17 protein-coding genes and 1 tRNA gene are annotated in these 16,878 nt (G+C 70.2%); 6 read left to right on the forward strand and 12 right to left on the reverse strand.

Going from position 1 to position 16,878, the window contains the following annotated elements:
* Positions 1 to 38: 38 nt before the first annotated feature.
* From NL114_RS08540 to NL114_RS08560, 5 genes are all read right to left on the reverse strand, one after another.
* A complete protein-coding gene (locus NL114_RS08540) occupies positions 39 to 680 on the reverse strand; it encodes a DUF502 domain-containing protein (RefSeq protein ID WP_254824366.1) in 642 nt (213 codons plus the stop codon).
* A 99-nt stretch (positions 681 to 779) separates the two neighbouring features.
* On the reverse strand, positions 780 to 1,523 hold the full coding sequence (locus NL114_RS08545) for a beta-ketoacyl-ACP reductase (RefSeq protein WP_254824367.1): 744 nt from the start codon (positions 1,521 to 1,523) through the stop codon (positions 780 to 782).
* 105 nt (positions 1,524 to 1,628) lie between these two features.
* Positions 1,629 to 3,113 (reverse strand): class III poly(R)-hydroxyalkanoic acid synthase subunit PhaC, encoded by a 1,485-nt coding sequence (gene phaC / locus NL114_RS08550; protein WP_254824368.1) that lies wholly within the window; start codon positions 3,111 to 3,113, stop codon positions 1,629 to 1,631.
* 1 nt (position 3,114) lies between these two features.
* A complete protein-coding gene (locus NL114_RS08555; RefSeq protein ID WP_254824369.1) occupies positions 3,115 to 3,657 on the reverse strand; it encodes a poly(R)-hydroxyalkanoic acid synthase subunit PhaE in 543 nt (180 codons plus the stop codon).
* 150 nt (positions 3,658 to 3,807) lie between these two features.
* On the reverse strand, positions 3,808 to 4,149 hold the full coding sequence (locus NL114_RS08560) for an AbrB/MazE/SpoVT family DNA-binding domain-containing protein (protein ID WP_254824370.1): 342 nt from the start codon (positions 4,147 to 4,149) through the stop codon (positions 3,808 to 3,810).
* A gap of 136 nt (positions 4,150 to 4,285) precedes the next feature.
* On the opposite strand from NL114_RS08560, the gene NL114_RS08565 reads away from it, so the two are divergent.
* Positions 4,286 to 4,924: a MaoC family dehydratase gene (locus NL114_RS08565; RefSeq protein WP_254824371.1), complete on the forward strand. Its 639-nt coding sequence runs from the start codon at positions 4,286 to 4,288 to the stop codon at positions 4,922 to 4,924.
* A 17-nt stretch (positions 4,925 to 4,941) separates the two neighbouring features.
* On the opposite strand, the gene NL114_RS08570 is transcribed toward NL114_RS08565, so the two are convergent.
* The 3 genes from NL114_RS08570 to NL114_RS08580 all read right to left on the reverse strand — a co-directional run bounded on the left by NL114_RS08570 (position 4,942) and on the right by NL114_RS08580 (position 8,823).
* Complete coding sequence (locus NL114_RS08570; RefSeq protein ID WP_254824372.1) at positions 4,942 to 5,820, reverse strand: alpha/beta fold hydrolase; 879 nt, start codon at positions 5,818 to 5,820, stop codon at positions 4,942 to 4,944.
* 184 nt (positions 5,821 to 6,004) lie between these two features.
* The gene (gene cgi121, locus NL114_RS08575) at positions 6,005 to 6,550 is read right to left on the reverse strand and encodes a KEOPS complex subunit Cgi121 (RefSeq protein WP_254824373.1); all 546 of its coding nucleotides are present in this window, start codon (positions 6,548 to 6,550) and stop codon (positions 6,005 to 6,007) included.
* Positions 6,550 to 8,823 carry an ATP-dependent DNA helicase gene (locus NL114_RS08580; protein ID WP_254824374.1) on the reverse strand — a complete coding sequence of 758 codons (2,274 nt, stop codon included), beginning with the start codon at positions 8,821 to 8,823 and terminating at the stop codon, positions 6,550 to 6,552. The genes cgi121 and NL114_RS08580 overlap by 1 nt, the downstream gene beginning before the upstream one ends.
* 143 nt (positions 8,824 to 8,966) lie before the next feature.
* Here NL114_RS08580 and NL114_RS08585 point away from each other — a divergent pair, with 143 nt between their 5' ends.
* Entirely contained in the window at positions 8,967 to 10,358 is a 1,392-nt protein-coding gene (locus NL114_RS08585; protein ID WP_254824375.1) for an MFS transporter, read from the forward strand.
* 30 nt (positions 10,359 to 10,388) lie between these two features.
* On the opposite strand, the gene NL114_RS08590 is transcribed toward NL114_RS08585, so the two are convergent.
* Complete coding sequence (locus tag NL114_RS08590; protein WP_254824698.1) at positions 10,389 to 11,831, reverse strand: single-stranded DNA binding protein; 1,443 nt, start codon at positions 11,829 to 11,831, stop codon at positions 10,389 to 10,391.
* 189 nt (positions 11,832 to 12,020) lie between these two features.
* Positions 12,021 to 12,617 (reverse strand): DUF7504 family protein, encoded by a 597-nt coding sequence (locus tag NL114_RS08595; RefSeq protein ID WP_254824376.1) that lies wholly within the window; start codon positions 12,615 to 12,617, stop codon positions 12,021 to 12,023.
* Between the two features lie 200 nt (positions 12,618 to 12,817).
* On the opposite strand from NL114_RS08595, the gene NL114_RS08600 reads away from it, so the two are divergent.
* Both NL114_RS08600 and NL114_RS08605 read left to right on the forward strand, forming a co-directional pair.
* Positions 12,818 to 12,890: transfer RNA gene (locus NL114_RS08600), tRNA-Arg, on the forward strand.
* 132 nt (positions 12,891 to 13,022) lie between these two features.
* A complete protein-coding gene (locus tag NL114_RS08605) occupies positions 13,023 to 13,694 on the forward strand; it encodes a DUF309 domain-containing protein (RefSeq protein WP_254824377.1) in 672 nt (223 codons plus the stop codon).
* A gap of 80 nt (positions 13,695 to 13,774) precedes the next feature.
* Here NL114_RS08605 and NL114_RS08610 read toward each other — a convergent pair whose 3' ends face one another.
* Positions 13,775 to 14,284: a metallophosphoesterase family protein gene (locus NL114_RS08610; protein ID WP_254824378.1), complete on the reverse strand. Its 510-nt coding sequence runs from the start codon at positions 14,282 to 14,284 to the stop codon at positions 13,775 to 13,777.
* 303 nt (positions 14,285 to 14,587) lie between these two features.
* On the opposite strand from NL114_RS08610, the gene NL114_RS08615 reads away from it, so the two are divergent.
* A complete protein-coding gene (locus NL114_RS08615; protein WP_254824379.1) occupies positions 14,588 to 15,937 on the forward strand; it encodes an eIF2B alpha/beta/delta subunit family protein in 1,350 nt (449 codons plus the stop codon).
* Here NL114_RS08615 and NL114_RS08620 read toward each other — a convergent pair whose 3' ends face one another.
* Entirely contained in the window at positions 15,938 to 16,483 is a 546-nt protein-coding gene (locus NL114_RS08620) for a CNNM domain-containing protein (RefSeq protein WP_254824380.1), read from the reverse strand.
* A gap of 96 nt (positions 16,484 to 16,579) precedes the next feature.
* On the opposite strand from NL114_RS08620, the gene NL114_RS08625 reads away from it, so the two are divergent.
* Complete coding sequence (locus NL114_RS08625; protein WP_254824381.1) at positions 16,580 to 16,765, forward strand: hypothetical protein; 186 nt, start codon at positions 16,580 to 16,582, stop codon at positions 16,763 to 16,765.
* The last annotated feature ends 113 nt before the right edge of the window (positions 16,766 to 16,878 follow it).

A 16,878-nucleotide genomic window follows, 5' to 3' on the forward strand; every position in this document is an offset into this window, starting at 1 on the left:
GTGCGGCGCGCGGGGGTGCGGTGGGGGCCCAGTCGCCGTCAGTCGTCCGCCGGGCTGCTTCCGTCGTCGTCCCCGTCGCTCTCACCCACGTCGACGGGGAGTGGCTGGTCGCGGGTCTCCCCGAAGCCGGCGCTGAGGATGCGCGTCAGGGCGTCCTCGACGCGCTCGTTGGTCTCGGTGTACTCCTCCGGATCGACCTCGATGACGAAGCCGGTGGTGATGTTGGGGGCGGTCGGCAGGAAGAGCACGTCGCGGCCGTCTTCGGTCGTCTTGCCGGTCTTGAACGCGGTCATCCGGAGTCCGTTCCACGTCTCCAGTTTGACCGGCGCCTGCAGTTCCTCGGTCCCCGACACCGCCGTCTCGACCGCCATCTTCGACGCGTTGTACACCACGCGCAGTCCCGGCAGCTGGTTGGCCACGTCGTCGATCCCTTCCTCGACGAGGTCCCCCAGCGCGGTCCGCATCAGATAGCCCGCCGACAGCACCAGCAGGCCGAACACGACGATGAGGACGAACACACCGACCAGCTCCGCGAGGAACGGGCTGCCGTACACCTCCGGCGGCAGCGGGGAGGGCACCTTCGCGAGCTGGTTGTACAGCCACGCGATGATGTACGCGGTGACCAGGATGGGGAGGACGACGATGAGCCCCCGGGCAGTGTCTCGTTTCCAGGACGACATTCCGTTATGGTTCAGGAGTGTGCGGCCCGTAATCAGCGTGTCCCTTGCGAGAGCACCGTTCCCCGGCCGGTCCGAGCCCCGACCGCTCTCCGGTGGCCCTTACCACTCCATCCCGCCGTTGACGGCGAGGATCTGCCCGGTCATGTAGCCGGCGTCCTCGCTGGCGACGAAGCGGACGATGCCGGCGACGTCGTCGACGGTGGCGAAGCGGTTGAGCGGGATGCGGTCGAGGATCTTCTCCTGGACCCGCTCGGGGACCGTCTCCAGCATGTCGGTGGCGACGAAGCCCGGCGCGACGCAGTTGGCGGTCGACCCGCTGCTGGCCATCTCCAGGGCGATGGTCCGTGTGAACCCGAACAGCCCGGATTTGGTGGTCGCGTAGTTGGCCTGTCCGTAGTTGCCCTGCTGGCCGACGACCGAGGAGATGTTGATGAGGCGGCCGTCATCGGCCTCGCAGAGGTCCTCGAAACAGGCCTTCGTGGCGTTGAACACACCGCCCAGGTTCACGTCGACGACCCGGTCCCAGTCCTCGCGGGTCATGTTCTCGAACTTCTTGTCGACGGTGATGCCGGCGTTGTTCACCAGCACGTCGACGCCCCCGAACTCCTCACGGACCCCCTCGACCATCGCCTGCACCTCGTCGTAGTCGGCCACGTCGGCCTGCGCCGGGACCGCCTCGCCGTCGCAGTCGTCCTCGATGTGGTCGCACACCTCGTGTGCGAGGTCCTCCGAGGAGCGGTAGTTGATCACGACGTTCGCGCCGTGTGCGCCGAGTTCCTCCGCGACCCCCCGACCGATGCCCCGAGAGGCGCCGGTCACCAGGCAGGTCTGTCCTTCTAGCATGGATGGATGGTGCGCACCGGGCATCAAATACGTGTCGTCGGTGCCCGAGAAGTGGGAGGTCGTCCGGGTTCTCGCCGCCCGGGGCGCTGCTGGCCCGCGCCGCGCTCAGTTCTGGGCCTGGATGATCCAGTCGGTCGCGCGGTCCGTGCCCACGCCGGCGAGGTCCGCGACGCGGTCGGCGTCGGCGGCCGCGAGCTCCGCGATGGTGACGATCCCGCCCTCGCGGAGCCGCTCGGCGTACGTCGGCCCGATGCCGCTGACCTCCTCGAGGTCGCTCCCCTCGGCACCGGCAGGATCGACATCCTCGGCATGGACCTCGGCGGCGGCCTCGGCCTCGACGGCCTCCTCGATGGCCTCGGCCTCCCCCGCGATGGCCTCCTCGGGCGTGACGCCCTCCGCGACGGCGGCCTCGTGGTCGATGTCGATATCGATGTCGCCGGCCGCCTCCACGGCTTCCTCCACCTCGGCCAGGTGCTCGGGGTCGGTGGCGGATCTCTCCAGATACCACTCCGCGACGCGGGGCCACACGTCACGGTGCGACGAGCCCGACACCGCCAGGCCGATGTGGCCGGTCGGGTACTCGATGATCTCCGTGTCGTCGCTCCCGATGACCTCGTTGAACGGCTTCGAGGACTCGGCGGGGATGAGGTGGTCGTACTCCCCCATGATCTGGAGGACGGGCATGTCGATGTTCGACAGGTCGATGTGCTTGCCGTCGAGGTACAGCTCGTTGTTGTAGAGCTTGTTGTCCTGGTAGATGTCCTCCAGGAACTGGACGTACGTGTCGCCGGCCACGTCGATGCCCTCGTCGAGCCAGCGCTCCATCCGCGCGAAGTTCTCCACGAAGTCGTCGTTCTCGACGTTGTCGAAGAAGCGGACGTACTTCGAGACGTAGTTCGCGACGGGGTCCATCAGGGCAAAGCCCACGTCCAGCATCTCCGCGGGCATGTTGCCGAAGGCGCCCGGCACGTCGCGGGGGTCGTAGTACTCGTCGTCGCCCCACAGTTCGAGGACGCCGCCGGTGTCGTCGAAGCACAGTCCCGCGGCCATCAGCCCGAGCGTGCGGACCTTCTCCGGGAAGAGTGCGGCGTACATCGCCGTGAAGGTGCCGCCCATGCAGTAGCCCAGGATGTTGATGGAGTCCTGGCCGGAGCGCTCCCGGACCACGTCGACGCAGTTGTCGATGTAGCGCTCGACGTAGTCGTTGATGGTGAGGTGCTGGTCGAGCCGCGAGGGCTCGTTCCAGTCGATGAGGTAGACATCGTGGCCCGCCTCCAGCAGCCGCCGGACCACCGAGCGGTCGGGCTGGAGGTCCAGGATGAACGGCTTGTTGATGAGCGCGTAGACGATGAGGATGGGGACGCCGTGTTGCTCCTCGGTCTGTGACTCGTAGTGGAGCAGTTCCAGCTTGTTCTCCGAGTAGACGACCTCGCTGGGGGTCTCCCCGACCTCGACCGCCGAGAGGCGGTCCAGCTGGTCGGGCAGCGCCTGGCTCGACTCCATCGCGTCCTGCATCGCCTGCATGGCCTCCTGCTGGGAGTTGAGCGCTAGCCGGAACGGGTCGAACTCCCCCCGGCCCTCGCTGGCCATCTCACTCACCCCCGTCCTCGAGGTGCTCCAGGACGCGGTCGAGTTTCTGCTCGACGGCGTGCTGGCGCCGCTCCAGCTCGACCAGCCGCTCGCCCACCTCGTCGATGTGCGAGCCCGTCGGGAACCCCATCCCCTCGAGGGTCTCCTCGCTCATCTCGTTCATCTCTTCCTGCATCTCCATCATCGACTGGACGAGCTGCCCGTTGGCCGCCGCGAACGCGCTGGTGTCCATGACCTCCTTGAACGCCTCGTTGGCGCTCTGGAGCCAGATATCGCGCAGCTCCGTGAACGAGACGTCCTCGCCGGCGGCGGCGTCCTCGGTCCGCTCCAGCAGCTGCTCGGCGGCGTCCATCCACACCTCGTACGCCCGGCTGTACCCCTCCATCCCCTCCGCGAGCTCGTCCTCGGCCGGCATGGATGACTCCATCGCCTCGGCCCACGACTGCATGAACGCCGACTGGGACTCCATGCTCTGCTCCATGGCCTCGTTCATCTGCTCGGCCATCTCGGCCCACTGCTGTCCGAAATCGTATGAATCACTCATGGTGTTACTACCCGTTTATTGAAGGGCCAGCGCAATAAGTGTGGGTGTGGTGAGTGCCGTCGTGTGGCGACTGGTGGCACGCGATACCAGAACGCTCCGACGAACCCCGATTCCCGGGGTCGATTCCGATGACGCCGGGCCGCGTCCGGGTCAGTCGTCCTCGTCGCGCTTGCGCTTGACCGGGATGACGACGGTCTGGACGATGTCGCCCTCCTCGATGTCCAGCGCCTCTCGCTCGGCGTCCGGGATACTGATGCGGCCGCCGGACTGCACCCGTGTCTTGAACGTCGCCATCTGACTCATCGCGCTCAGCTGCGGGGCGAGGCCGCCCGCAGCCCCCTCGCCGCCGGCCCCTGCCGCGCCGGCCATTCCGCCCCCGCTCAGCACCTGCTGGAGCATCCGCTGCTGCTGGCGGGTGGCGCCCTCCGCGGCCTCCTGGAGGTTCTTCAGCACGGTCGGCGTGAACAGCCCGTCGTTGTCGTCGTCTGCCATGGTTGACACCGCTAGCGAGGGTGGATAGTTAAACGTTGTGCGATTTGCCACTGAATGGCAATAGATACCCTCAACTACCGGATGGCGTTGTCAATCAGCAGCGTTTTATGAATTCGAACGCCTAGTGGACCAACGAATGAGTTCTGGTTCCGGGTACCCATCGGTCTTCGACTACTGGTCGCGGACCTCCACGGCGATGGTCGAGGGCATGATCGAGGCGAACCGCGCGGCGGCCACGGCGTTCACCATGTCGGCAGATTCCCGTTCCGACGCCGATTCGGAGGCCGAGCGTGGCCGCCGGGCGGAGGAGCGCATCACCGCGGGCGGCGACCTCCCGGAGTGGGAGACCGATATCGAGACGGCCGGCACCAGCCGTACCCTGTCGGTCGGTGACCGTGTCCGCTTCTCGAAGCGCCTCTCCGAGGCGGATGTCGAGCGCTTCGCCGCCGCCTCCGGCGACACCAACCCCCTCCATCTCGACGAGGAGTGGGCTCAGGAGACGCGCTTCGAGGGCCGGATCGCACACGGCACGCTCGTCGCGGGCACCATCAGTGCCGCGCTCGCACGGCTGCCGGGTGGGGTCATCTACCTCTCGCAGGACCTCGAGTTCCGCGCCCCCGTCCGCATCGGCGACTCCGTCACCGCCGACGTCGAGGTCGTCGAGGACCTCGGCAAGGACCGCTTCCGCCTCCGGACGACCGTCGAGTCCGAGGGCCGGACCGTCATCGACGGCGAGGCCGTCGTCCTCATCGAGGACGTCCCGGACCACGACTGACGCCGCCGTTCTCGATCTCAGTCCCCGGCCAGGAACCGTCGGACGCTCCGGGCGAACCGTTCGGGCGCCTCGCGCGGTGTCCAGTGACCACAGTCACCGAACACCTCCAGCGACGCGCCCGTCTCCTCGGCCGCCGTCACCGACCACGACGCCGGGAGCAGCGGGTCCTGCTTCCCGTGGACGAACAGCGTCTCGGCGTCGAGTTCGTCCAGTCGGTCGGAGAAGTCCGTCCGGAGGCCGTCGGTCCGGAACTCGTCGCGCTGCCACGACGACACCGTCCGCCCGACGGCCGCCGACCCGACGGCCTCGTACACGTCGGCCACGAGGTCGTCCGGCGGCGCGCCGCCGGTCATCGTCCGCAGATGCTCGCGCACGGCCGTCCGGCTGCTCCCGATCCCCGCCCACCAGCCACGGTGGGCGAACGGCGTCCGGAGCATCGCCGCCGCCGCCGGTCGCCACGGTGCGTCGGCGCCCAGCCCGTAGCTGTTGACGAGGACGAGCCGGTCGGCGCCGTGCGCGAGCGCGTGGCCCAGCGCCACGCCGCCACCCATCGACACGCCGACCAGGGACGGCTGGTCCAGCCCGCGGTCCGTGACGAACTCTCGGGTCGCCCGCCGGAAGAACCGTGTCGTGTACGACAGCCGGGGCTTCTCGCTCCCCCCGTGACCGGGCAGGTCGGGGGCGTACACCCGCCGGTCCTCGGCCAGTGCCGGCAGGAGGTGGCGGAAGGAGACATCGGCTGCGTCGAGGCCGATGCCGTGCAGGAGGACGACCGGTGGGGCGTCCTCGGGGCCGGCGACGCGGTAGCGCAGCTCCGTCTCCCGGGGGTTGCCGCGCCCGTCGCCGGTCTCGACCGTCGTGTGGCGGACCTCGCCCGCGCTCGTCGATTCGCTCACTGGGTGAGGTTGGGGCCCCGTGGGTAACCCGGTTTCGCCTCGTTACGACGCTCGATTCGATGGGTGTTCAGGAATCAACACGCGAACAATCTGGATTATCTGATTACGTCTGGTTCTGGCATCATATACTCGATATCCGAAGATTGTTGCGGGTCTCAGATGGTTACCCTCCTGGCGCGGGTCGCTACCGGTTCACCACCAGCAGCGCCACCCGCTCGCGGACGAGTGCCGGCAGGTCGGCGTCCGTCGCCGCCAGTTCCGCGTCGTCGATGCCGAAGAACGCCCGCACTCGCTCGGCGTCGTAGTCGCCCAGCGTCTCGCCCGGTTCGAGGAGCGACCGGACCGCCTCGGCGGCGGCCGCCTCGTCGCCGCCCTCGTCGTCGGCCGCCACCAGAACGACCGCTCTCGTCGCTCCCGGACCGACACCCATCTCGAGCGCGCGGTCGATCTGCCGGCGCCCGGCCGCGTACAGCAGGACCTCGACGGCGCGGTCCCGGGCGATGCCCTCGCCCCGGGCGCGTTCGCGGTCGGCGAGCTCGACGGCTCGTTCGAGGTGCCGCCGGTCCACGACGAGGTTCGCGTCGAAGGCCTGCACGGTGACGCCGTGCTCGGTGGCGGCGGTGTCCAGCTCGGCGACCAGCGCGTCCACGCCGTCGAAGACGGGGACTGCTTCGGGTGTGCCCGACTCCGCCTCGCCCGTGACGTGGACGATGCCCTCGACGAGCCGCATCAGAACTCACCCAGGCTGGTCTGGTCCTCGTCGTCCGTCTCGTCCAGTACGGGCGCGGCGTCGGGGTCCGGCTCCACGCCGTCCATGTCGGGGTCGGTGTGTCCGGCCGCCTCAAGCACGCTCTCGGCGGTCCTCTCGCGGCCGCGGAGCGCGCCAAGCACGACGGCCTTGTTCGCGTTCCGCAGCGCCTCGCGGTCCTCGATGCCGGCCTCGAACAGCCGGCGGGCGCGCTTGCGACCGACCCCGCGCACGCCCGCGAGGTCGACCAGTTCCTCGCGGACGCCGTGCTGGACCCGGATGCGGGCCTCTCGAACCGCGGGTGCGATGCCGAGGTCGAGTTCGGCAGCGAGCTGCTCGGCCGCGCCCAGCAGCCACTCGGCGGTGTCGACCTTCCCGCGGATGTCGCCGGGGCCGACGCCGTAGCGCTCGGTGATGCGGTCCTCCTCGACCTCGTCGGCCCAGTCCTCGAGCAGTTTCGCCGTCTTGAGCGCCGAGAGCCAGTCGTCGAACGCGTCGTCGAACTCGCTGGGGAGTCGGCCACAGAACTCGGACTCGCGCTCGTAGGCCAGTTCCGTGAACTCCTCCTGCTCGCCCGAGCGGAGGTAGAGCTGGTACATGTCCGGCGTGCGCGAGACGAGGTGATAGAGGCCGAGTGCCGTCGGGCGGCCCTCCGTGGCACGGAGTCCGTCGATTATCTCGGCGGCGCTCATCGGGTCGAGATACAGGCGGGAGACGGTGTGGCCCATGCCGGTGGCGCTGAGGTCGTCGCCGTCGGCGTCGATGAACCCGTTACGCTCCAGGTACGCCAGCATGTCGTCCATCACCTGCTCGAGGAAGGCGTCCTCGTCGGTCTGGCTGGCGTACAGCGTCTCCTGGAGGAACTCCAGCAGGCCCTCGCGCGAGTCAGCGAAGCCCGACGCGATGGTGGCGAGCAGATGGGTCCGCATCGCCGGCTCCGCGGCGAGTTTCGACTGCACCGGCTCGGGGTCGGCCCAGACGTACCGCTCGAACAGTTCGTCGAGTTCGTCGTGGCTCTTCGCCAGCAACAGCGCCTCCCCGTACGGGTCCATCCCCGGTCGCCCGGCGCGGCCCATCATCTGGTGCACTTCGAGGACCGAGAGGGGTTGCATCCCGCCGGCCTCGCCGGAGTAGCGTCGCCAGTCCCGCACGACGACACGCCGGGAGGGGGTGTTGACGCCCGCCGCGAGCGTCGGCGTCGCGGCGATGCACTTGACGAGGCGGTCCCGGAAGGCGTCCTCGACGAGCGAGCGCATGTTGCTGGACAGGCCGGCGTGGTGGAACGCGGCGCCCTTCTCGACGGCGTCGGCCAGGTCCTCGCTGGTCTCGGTGTCGTTGTCGTCGCGGATCTCCGCGGCGATCTCGCGGAGTCGGGAGAACTCGTCGCCGTCGAGGTGGTCGTTCGTGACGTTGGCGAGCCGTTTGGCCGCGCCCTCGGCGTTGCGGCGCGAGTTGACGAACACGAGCGAGGAGCCGCGGCCGTCACCCCCGCCAGCATCAGACTCCCCCTCGTCCTCGTCGGGCGTCAGCGTGTCCCGGACGATGGCCTCGGTGGCCTTCTCGCTCCCCTGGCTGGGGAGGTGCTCCTGACTGCCGTCGTCGAAGTGGAGCGCCTCGCCGAAGTGGACGCCCTTCCGCAACTCGATGGGCCGCCAGTCGGAATCGACGAGCGCGGCGTCGAGCCAGTCGGCCAGTGCGTCGGCGTTGCCGATTGTGGCCGAGAGTGCCACTACCTGGAGCCCGGGGTTGATGCGCCGGAGCTTCGCGAGTGTCACTTCGAGCGTGGGCCCGCGCTGGCTGTCGTCCACGAGGTGGACCTCGTCGGCGACCACGCAGTCCAGCCGGCTCAGCCAGGAGGCGTCGTTCCGGACCAGCGAGTCGACCTTCTCGGAGGTGGCGACGATGATGTCCTTCTCGCCGAGCCAGCGTTCCTCGGACTCGTAGTTGCCCGTCGAGACGCCGATCTCGACGCCGTAGCGGGAGAACTCCTCGAACTCGTCGCGTTTCTCCGACGCGAGCGCCCGCAGCGGGACGATGTAGAGGGCTTTTCCGCCGCGCTGCACGGCAGAGAGCATCGCGAGTTCGGCAACGAGGGTCTTGCCGGAGGCGGTGGGGACCGAGGCGACGAGCGAGTCCCCCTGCGTGACGCCGGCCTCGACGGCCTCGGCCTGGGGCGGGTACAGCTCCTCGATACCGTCCGCGCGGAGGTGCTCGGGGAGCCACTCCGGGACCCCGTCGACCTCGGAGACGTTCATTGTCGGTGGGTGGGTCGTCCTGCGTTTTAAACTGTCGTGGGCGACCGCTCGCCCACGGGCGCCGCCCTCCACGACATCTCACATCCCGAACAGAAATCCCCTTCAGCGGCCGCTTATGGGGGTGGCTGTCCTGTACACGTCCAATGCGCCCCCGCGAACTCGTCGGCCTCCTCCGCAACCGCGACTTCGCGCTCCTCGTCGGTGGCCGGCTCGTCACCAACGCCGGCGACAGCCTCTACTACATCGCGGCGATGTGGCTCGTCTACGACCTGACCGGCTCCGAACTGTACACCGGCATCGCGGGGTTCCTGACGATGGCGCCCGCGGCGCTCCAGTTCCTGTTCGGCCCGCTCGTCGACCGCACCCCGCTTGGTCCGCTGCTGGTCGGCACACAGGTCGTGCAGGGCCTGCTCGTGCTCGTCGTCCCCATCGCCCACTTCTTCGACATGCTGTCCGTGTGGGTCGTGCTGGTCGTGATGCCGTTGCTGTCGCTGCTCAACCAGCCCGTGTATCCGGCCCAGAGCGCCGCCCTCCCGCGCATCGTCGACCGCGAGGAGCTCGTCGGCGCGAACTCCGTCCTGACCATCGCCTACCAGGGCGTCGACGCCGGCTTCAACGCCCTCGGCGGCATCGTCGTCGCGGCGTTCGGCGCCGTCACGCTGTTCCTCGTCGACTCGGTGACGTTCGCGGTCGCGACGCTGCTGTTCCTCGGGCTGGACATCCCCGCGGCCGGCGCGGGCGACGTGGAGGATGAGGGGAGTGAGGAGGGTGAGGGCGCGCCCGGTGACGCCGGCGACGAGGACGCGGCGCCCGAGGCCAGCGACCCGGCGGCCGTCCCGGACGGCGGCGAGGAAGCCGAGGCGGACGCCGACGACGTTTCCGACCACGACGAGGCCGCCCCCGGTGGCTGGGATGGCTACCTCGCGGACCTGCGCGAGGGCATCGGCTTCCTCCGCGGGACCGTCGTCGCCAAGCTCACGCTGGGCGTCGTCATCGTCAACTTCGCGTTCGGTGGCGTGATGGCCGTCCTTCCCTCGTACGGCGACAGCTTCGGCGGCGCGGGTGCGTACGGGCTGCTCGCGGCCGCCGTCGGCGTCGGCATGCTGACCGGCTCGCTCGTCGGCAACCTCGTCGAGGAGTGGCCGTTCGGCTACGTCGTCAGCGGCGGGATGGGGCTGGGCGCGGTGCTGTGGACCGCCGCCATCACCGTCGACACGATGCCCGCGACGCCGGTGTTGCTCGCGCTCGCGCTCGTGCCCGCGGGGACGATGAACGTCCTCGTCTTCTCGCTGGTACAGGCCGTCGTCCCCGACCGGCTGCTCGGCCGCGCGATGTCGGTCATCATGAGCGGCGCGACCGTGATGACGCCCGTCGGCGCGCTCGTCGGCGGTGCCGTCGCGGACGCGACCTCGCCCGGGCTCGTCCTCTACGGGAACGCGGTCGCGACGGCGCTGTTCGCGCTGTACGTCTTCGCGGTGCCGAGCCTCCGGCGTATCCCGCGGGTGGGCTCGGTCTCGACGCTCTCGGCGGAGTGAGCGACGGCGGAGGGCGACGTGGCACCTGCCTCAGAATATCTCGTCGATATCGATGAACGCCCCGTCGCGTGCGCCCCGGACGGTCACGTTCTGCCCCAGCGTCACGTCCGCGTCGCCACGCAGCTTCACCGTCTCCTCTCCGTCGTCGATCTTGATTGGGTCGCCCGTCTGGACGACCGTGCCCGTGAACTCGACCGTGCCCGACTCGGCGCTCCCGGTGTCGGCGTCGGCTCCGGTCCCGCTGTCGGCCACGTTCGCCGCATCGTCGCCGTCGTCGTCGGCGAAGGCACCCAGCCCGGCCTCCGCGTCGGCGCCCGTGTCGTCGTTCGACTCGCCCCCGGCGTCCGCGTCGCCCCCGGTCGCCGACAGCCCGCCCTCCAGATGGGTGACCGTCGACTGCCAGCCCGCCGACGCCTCGAGGTCGTCCTGCCAGCCGTCCTGGATCTCGACCTCGGCGGCCAGCACCTCGTCGCCGGGGCCGATGTCGAGGTCGGCCTTGTCGCCCCAGAGCGCGACGCGGATGTCGCCGCTCCCGTCCTGCAGGCGGACGTTCCGGACCTGCCCCTCGCTGCCGTCGTCGCGGTCGAAGGTCCGTTTCGGGTCGGCCGAGCGGACGACGCCCGCGATGTCGACCGTCTGGCCGATCTCGACCGCGTCGATATCCGTCGTCTCGGGGACGAACTCCACGTCGGCGTCGACGGCCTCGACCGCGCTCCGGTCGTTGACGTGGAGTTCGAGGTTGCCGTCGCGCTCGCGGACGTAGCCGTCGACGATTTCGACGGTGTCGCCCGGCTCGAACTCCTCGATGAGTTCGGTCTGCTCGTCCCAGAGCGTCACCCGGAGGCGGCCGGTCTCGTCGCCGATGACGAGATTGCCGACGCGCCCCTCGCTGCCGTCGTCGCGGTCGAACGTCCGGACGGCCTCCGTGTCCAGCACCACGCCGTCGACGGTCACGTCGGACTGGCCCATGGCGAGCGCGTCGATGCTGACGCCGCCCTCGAGGTCGACGTCCAGTTCGGCCTCCTCGTCGACCTCGACGCGGTCGGCGCTCACCTCGAGCCCGCTGTAGCCGTCCTTTGGGCGGCCCTTGATGCGCAGGACCTGTCCCGGCTCCAGTTCCTCGGTCGCGGCGGCGGCGTCCTCGTCCCACATGGCGAGGCGGACGTGCCCGGTCTCGTCGGCGACCTCGACGTTGACGACACGGCCCTCGGCGTCCTCCTCGTCGCGCTCGAAGGTCCGCAGGTCGCCGACGGAGACGACCTTCCCGAGGAACTGCACCTCCTCCATCCCCGGCTCGATATCCGCGATGCCCTCGACCTCGCTCTCGCCGAGGTCCTCGGCGATGAGCATGGCGGCGACCTCCTCGTCGACCAGCCCGCCCATCTCCTCGACCTTGGCCTCGACGGCCTCCCGGAATGCCTCCTCCTCGATGTCCGCGTCGATATCCGCGTAGATGTCCTCGATGGCGCCCATCCTTGTCTCATCCGGGGTGGCGTTTCCGTTAAGCGTTGCCGTCCGGTCCGCGTCCGGTGGCCCCTCGCTCTCGGCGTCGGGGCGCTCCTCGGCCGTGTTCGGTTCCATACGGCTGCTGCTGCGGCTTCCGGTATGAAGTTCGGTCCGGCGCGCCGGCGACCGTCCGTGGCCGCCAGTCACCGCCCCAACCTACGGCCAGCTCGACTCCTGCCAGCTGCCGTCCTCGTAGGCGACGATGGTGTCGAACAGCGAGGTGAGGGTGGCGATGGTCCGGTCGTCGTGCTGGTCCGGGTCGAGATGGTAGTGTGCGGTCGCGCCGGTCGCCTTCACGCGGTTGACGAGGACGTGGAGGAAGCGGAACGCACGCTTCAGCTCGACGTGTTCCAGCAGAACCGTTAGGGACTCGAAGATGAGGAGCGACCCGGTGCCCCAGTCGGTGAGGCGCTCGCTGACGGTGATTCCCAGCCCCGTCAGGTCCGCCGGCTCCTCGACGATGCGCTCGACATCGGGGTAGTCCCCTGCTCCGTCCCGCTCGGTCTCCTCGACCAGCACGGTCGTCTCCGGGGGCCCGCCGTTCATCTCCCAGCCGTCCAGCCAGCGTGCGGGGTCGTCGGCGTAGGAGACGACCAGCAGGCTCGACAGGTTGGGGGCGACGAGTTCGTCGAGATACGAGACCCGGGCGTCGCTGTCCAGCCGCCCGGAGAGGACCAGCACGTTCGCCGCGTCGGCGAGCTCGGGGTCGTCGCTGCTCGACTCCCCCGCACCGGCCGATTCCCCCGCCGACATCACATGACCGATACCGTGCCCGCCGGTATAAGCACGGTGCTTATCGACCCCGCATAAGGGCCCGGGTTCCGCCGGTTCTCGCTCCGCTGAGCGTTCAGACAGGCGAACTGCTACGGGCGTTGCAACGGCGGCCGTGCCGCTCGCCGCTCGACCGGCCGTTTCGAAACCCCTATACGAACGTCCGCGCTACCCGAGAGTGAGTCCGGTTAGGGTAGTGGACTATCCTCTTGGCTTGCGGAGCCAGGGACCAGCGTTCAAATCGCTGACCGGACGTAGACTTCTCGGAACGCGACCCGGCGAGCGCCGGCCGTGGCGCTCGCCGGGTCGGGTCGTCCACGGGTATTTATGTCCGGTTGCGCTCCGGCTCCCACGACCGTTTTCCCCGTCCGCGCCGAACCCCCGCGCGTGACCGACGACACCGGCGGCGACCCGGCGGATGCGCCCGATGTCGAGGCACACCTCCGCGCCGGCGCCGCCGTGTTCAACGCCGGTGCGTACCTCGCCGCCCACGACCCCTGGGAGGCCGCGTGGCTCGGGCTCGACGGGGGGCCGGACGAGCGACTGCTCCACGGGCTCATCCAGGTCGCCGCCGGGACGCACCACGCCCGCACGGGCAACATCGAGGGCGCGACGACGCTCGCGGCCAGCGCCCGCGACTATCTGGGCGGCCTCGACGGCCACCGTGGCGTCGCGCTCGCTCCCGTCCGCGAGTGGCTGGACGCGATAGCGGCCGACCCCGTCGCGGCCGGGGAGCGTGACCCGCCACGGATCCGGGTCGACGGCGTCGCGCTCGCCCCCGGCGACCTCGAGTTCCCCGCGGCCGCCATCGCCGGGCCCGAACTCGCCGCGGCCCGTGGGAACGACGAGGCCGCGGACCTGTTGCGTCGGGCGGCCGCGTTCGGCCACGCGGACCTCGCCGACGGGAAGACGGGCAGCCCGTTCGTGGCGCTCACGCTGGAGGTTCTCGACCCGGACCGCCCCGACGCCCCGCCGCTCGGCCGCCTGCGCGACCACGTCCAGCGCCGCGAACAGCGCGAGAACGACGTGGCCGGGCTGTTCGAGACGGACGGGGAGTAGCAACTGCCGAACCAGTGGAAAGCACACCATCCTCTCGGGGAACGATGGGGGTAGCTCCGCAATAGTCGGGCTCTGTCCTTTCAGACCGATTCCTGTCGCTTCTCGATATCGAGCGTCTCGCCGTCGACGGTGGCGACCATCATGGCCGCGATGGTCGCGGGGTCCGCCGCGGTGCAGGTCCCGGGGTTGTAGCAGGTGTAGCCCTCGTGTTCCCACTCGGCCTGCTGGTGGGTGTGGCCGGAGACGCCGACGGTGAGCCGGTCCTCGGCCGCGTGCTCGGCGACGATGCCGCCGACTCGCTCCTCGTAGCCCGCGATGTCGCCGGTGCCGTGGGTGACGACGAACCGGACCCTCTCTACGTCGAGCGTAGCGACCTCCGGCACGTCGAGGTCCTGCGGGTCGATGTTCCCGAGGACCGCGGTGAGGTCGGGTGTGACCTCCTGGACGCGGTCGTACGAGTCGTACGTGTCGAAGTCGCCGGCGTGGATGGCCAGGTCGGCCGCATCCAGCTCGTCGAGGACCCAGTCGGGAATCTCGCTCGCGCGGGACGGGATGTGGGTGTCGCTGATGATGGCGACGCGGGTGGACATGGTCGGGTGCTCTCTCGCGTGGGGCAAAAGTGCGTCCCCCAGGGAATCGTCCACACCGTGCTGGCTCGGCGCCGCGCTCGGTGCCTGGTTCCACTCGGGGTCCCACGGCTCGCTGCGCGCTTCCTGTTCCGGGCATGCAGTCCAGTTGCTTGTGTCGCCGGGGGACCGCCGAACGGCCGGCCCCGTTCAGTCCCGTCCGGGCAGCACTTCGGTGCGAGCACGCGACCGAGCCAGCACGGTGCGTACGACTCGACCCCCGTTTCCGGTCGAACCGTTATCACCACGGGCACCGACCCACCGCGCATGACCGACGAGGACGAGACGGGCGTCGTCACCGTCTTCCTGCGGAACGGTTCGGACGTGCTCCTCTTGTGCCGGAGCGACGCGGTGGGCTCCTACAGCGGGCAGTGGGGCGCGGTCGCGGGGCACGCCGAGGGCGACCCCGAACGGCTGGCGCGCGAGGAGATACGCGAGGAGACGGGCCTCGACCCGGACGCGCTGGCGTTCGTCCGGCGCGGCCCCCCGTTTCCCGTCGAGGACCCCGACCACGGGACCTGGCGCGTCACCCCGTTCCTGTTCGACTGCCCGACCCGGGACGTGACGACCAACGAGGAGACCACGGAGTACGAGTGGGTCGGGGCGCCCGCGATTCTGGACCGCGAGACGGTCCCCCGCCTGTGGGAGTCCTACCGCCGGGCCGCGCCCACGGTGGCGGCCGTGCGCGAGGACCGCGACCATGGCTCGGAGTACGTCTCCCGGCGTGCGGTGGAGGTGGTGCGCGACGCGGCGGCGGCGCTCGGCGCGGGCGTAGACGCGCCGGCCACCCTGCCCGACGACGGGGGCGGCTGGTCGCGGCTCGCGGCGCTGGCCGACGAGTTGTTGGCGGCCCGCGAGAGCATGGCCGTCGTCGCGAACCGGGTGAACCGGACGATGTGGCTGGCCGCCGGCGAGCACGATGCCGGCGAGGCGTCGAGCGGCGGCCCGGTCCGGTCGGCCGGGGCCGTGCAGGAGGCGGCCGAGCACGTCCTCGCGAACCTCGACCCCGCCGGGCGCCGCCTCGTCGGTGAGGGCCGGCGGGCCAACTGGGGCGACGGCGTCGTGGCGACGCTCTCCCGGTCGGGGACCGTCCGCGAACTGCTGGGTCGGGTGGCCGCCAGGGTCGTCGTCGCGGAGTCGCGTCCGGGCGGGGAGGGCCGCGCGGTCGCGCTTGCCCTCGCGGACGCGCTCGTCGCGCCCGTCACGCTGTGCGCCGACGCGGGTGTGGCGCATGCCCTCGACGCACGCGACGTGGACGCGGTGCTGGTCGGCGCGGACACGGTGCTCGCGGACGGGTCGGTCGTCAACAAGGTCGGCACGCGCACGCTGGCGAGCGCTGCCGCCGCCCAGGACGTGCCCGTCTACGTCGCGGCCCACACGGACAAGGTGGCGCCGCCCGGCCACGAGGCCGCCCTCGAACCCCGCGACCCGGCCGAGTTGCTGGACGGGGCCGACGCGCCCGCTACCCTGACGGTCGAGCACCCGACGTTCGACGTGACGCCGCCCACGCTGGTCGACGCCTACTGCACCGAGGAGGGGCTTCTCACCGCGGACAGCGTCCCGACGGTGGCCGAGCGAGCCGCGGAGTGCGCGGACTGGCCGCGGCCCTCGGCGTAGTCAGTCACCCGCCGGTGGCGCGCCCTCCTCGTCGCCCGTGTACGGCTCCTCGATGTCGGCGTCCCCACCGAGCGCGGTCCCCATCGAGCGCGTCAGCAGGTCGAACGGGACGACCAGCGGCAGGAGTGCCAGCTCGACCAGCCGGATGGGTCGCGCCACGACCGGCGCGTACCGCTCGGCGTTGCCCAGGCCGAACGACTTCGGGACGATCTCGCCGAACACCAGCACCACCGACCCCGCCACCAGCGTCGTGGCGGCTACCGCAACCCCGCCGGAGACGTACTGGGCCAGCAGGACGGTCACGATGCTGGAGAGGGCAACGTTGACGAGGTTGTTGCCGACGAGAAGCGTCACGAGCAGGCGATGGGGGTTCTCGCGCAGGCGTGCCAGCGCGCGAGCATCGCCGTCGCCCGCCCCGGCGCGCTCGTCGATCCACTCCGGCGACAGCGAGAAGACGGCGATCTCGCTGCTGGAGAAGAACGCGCTCAACGCGAGGAGCACGACGATACTCGCGACCCCGAGGACGACGAGGGATGGCCCGGCCATACGCGGCGGACACCCGCCGGGCACAAGAACCGCCCGGCGGCGGGGCGCCCGTGTCCGCGGGTCAATTCCTAAGTCACCGCCGGCCGGAGTCCCGGTATGGACATCGACCTGGACGATATCGCGGGCGACGGCGGGAACAAGCTCAAGACCAGTCTTCCGGGCGTGGAGGTCACCACGCAGCTGAATGACGCCGACCCGGAGGAGCTGGAGGCACTCCACCGGCGACAGCTGGAGCTGGCGCTGGAGCACGCCGAGGAGGCGAAGGAATCGACCCGGATGTAGGCCTCGGCCGCCCGAGACAGTACCCGGAGAGCGCGGCGGTGGTTCCGATGAACCGAATCAGAAACTCAGACTCAATTTGGCATCGAAGGTTGAACGCCTTCGTAGCAGAACAA

The organism is Haloglomus halophilum, assembly GCF_024298885.1.
In the GTDB taxonomy this organism is placed as follows: Archaea; Halobacteriota; Halobacteria; order Halobacteriales; family Haloarculaceae; genus Haloglomus; species Haloglomus halophilum.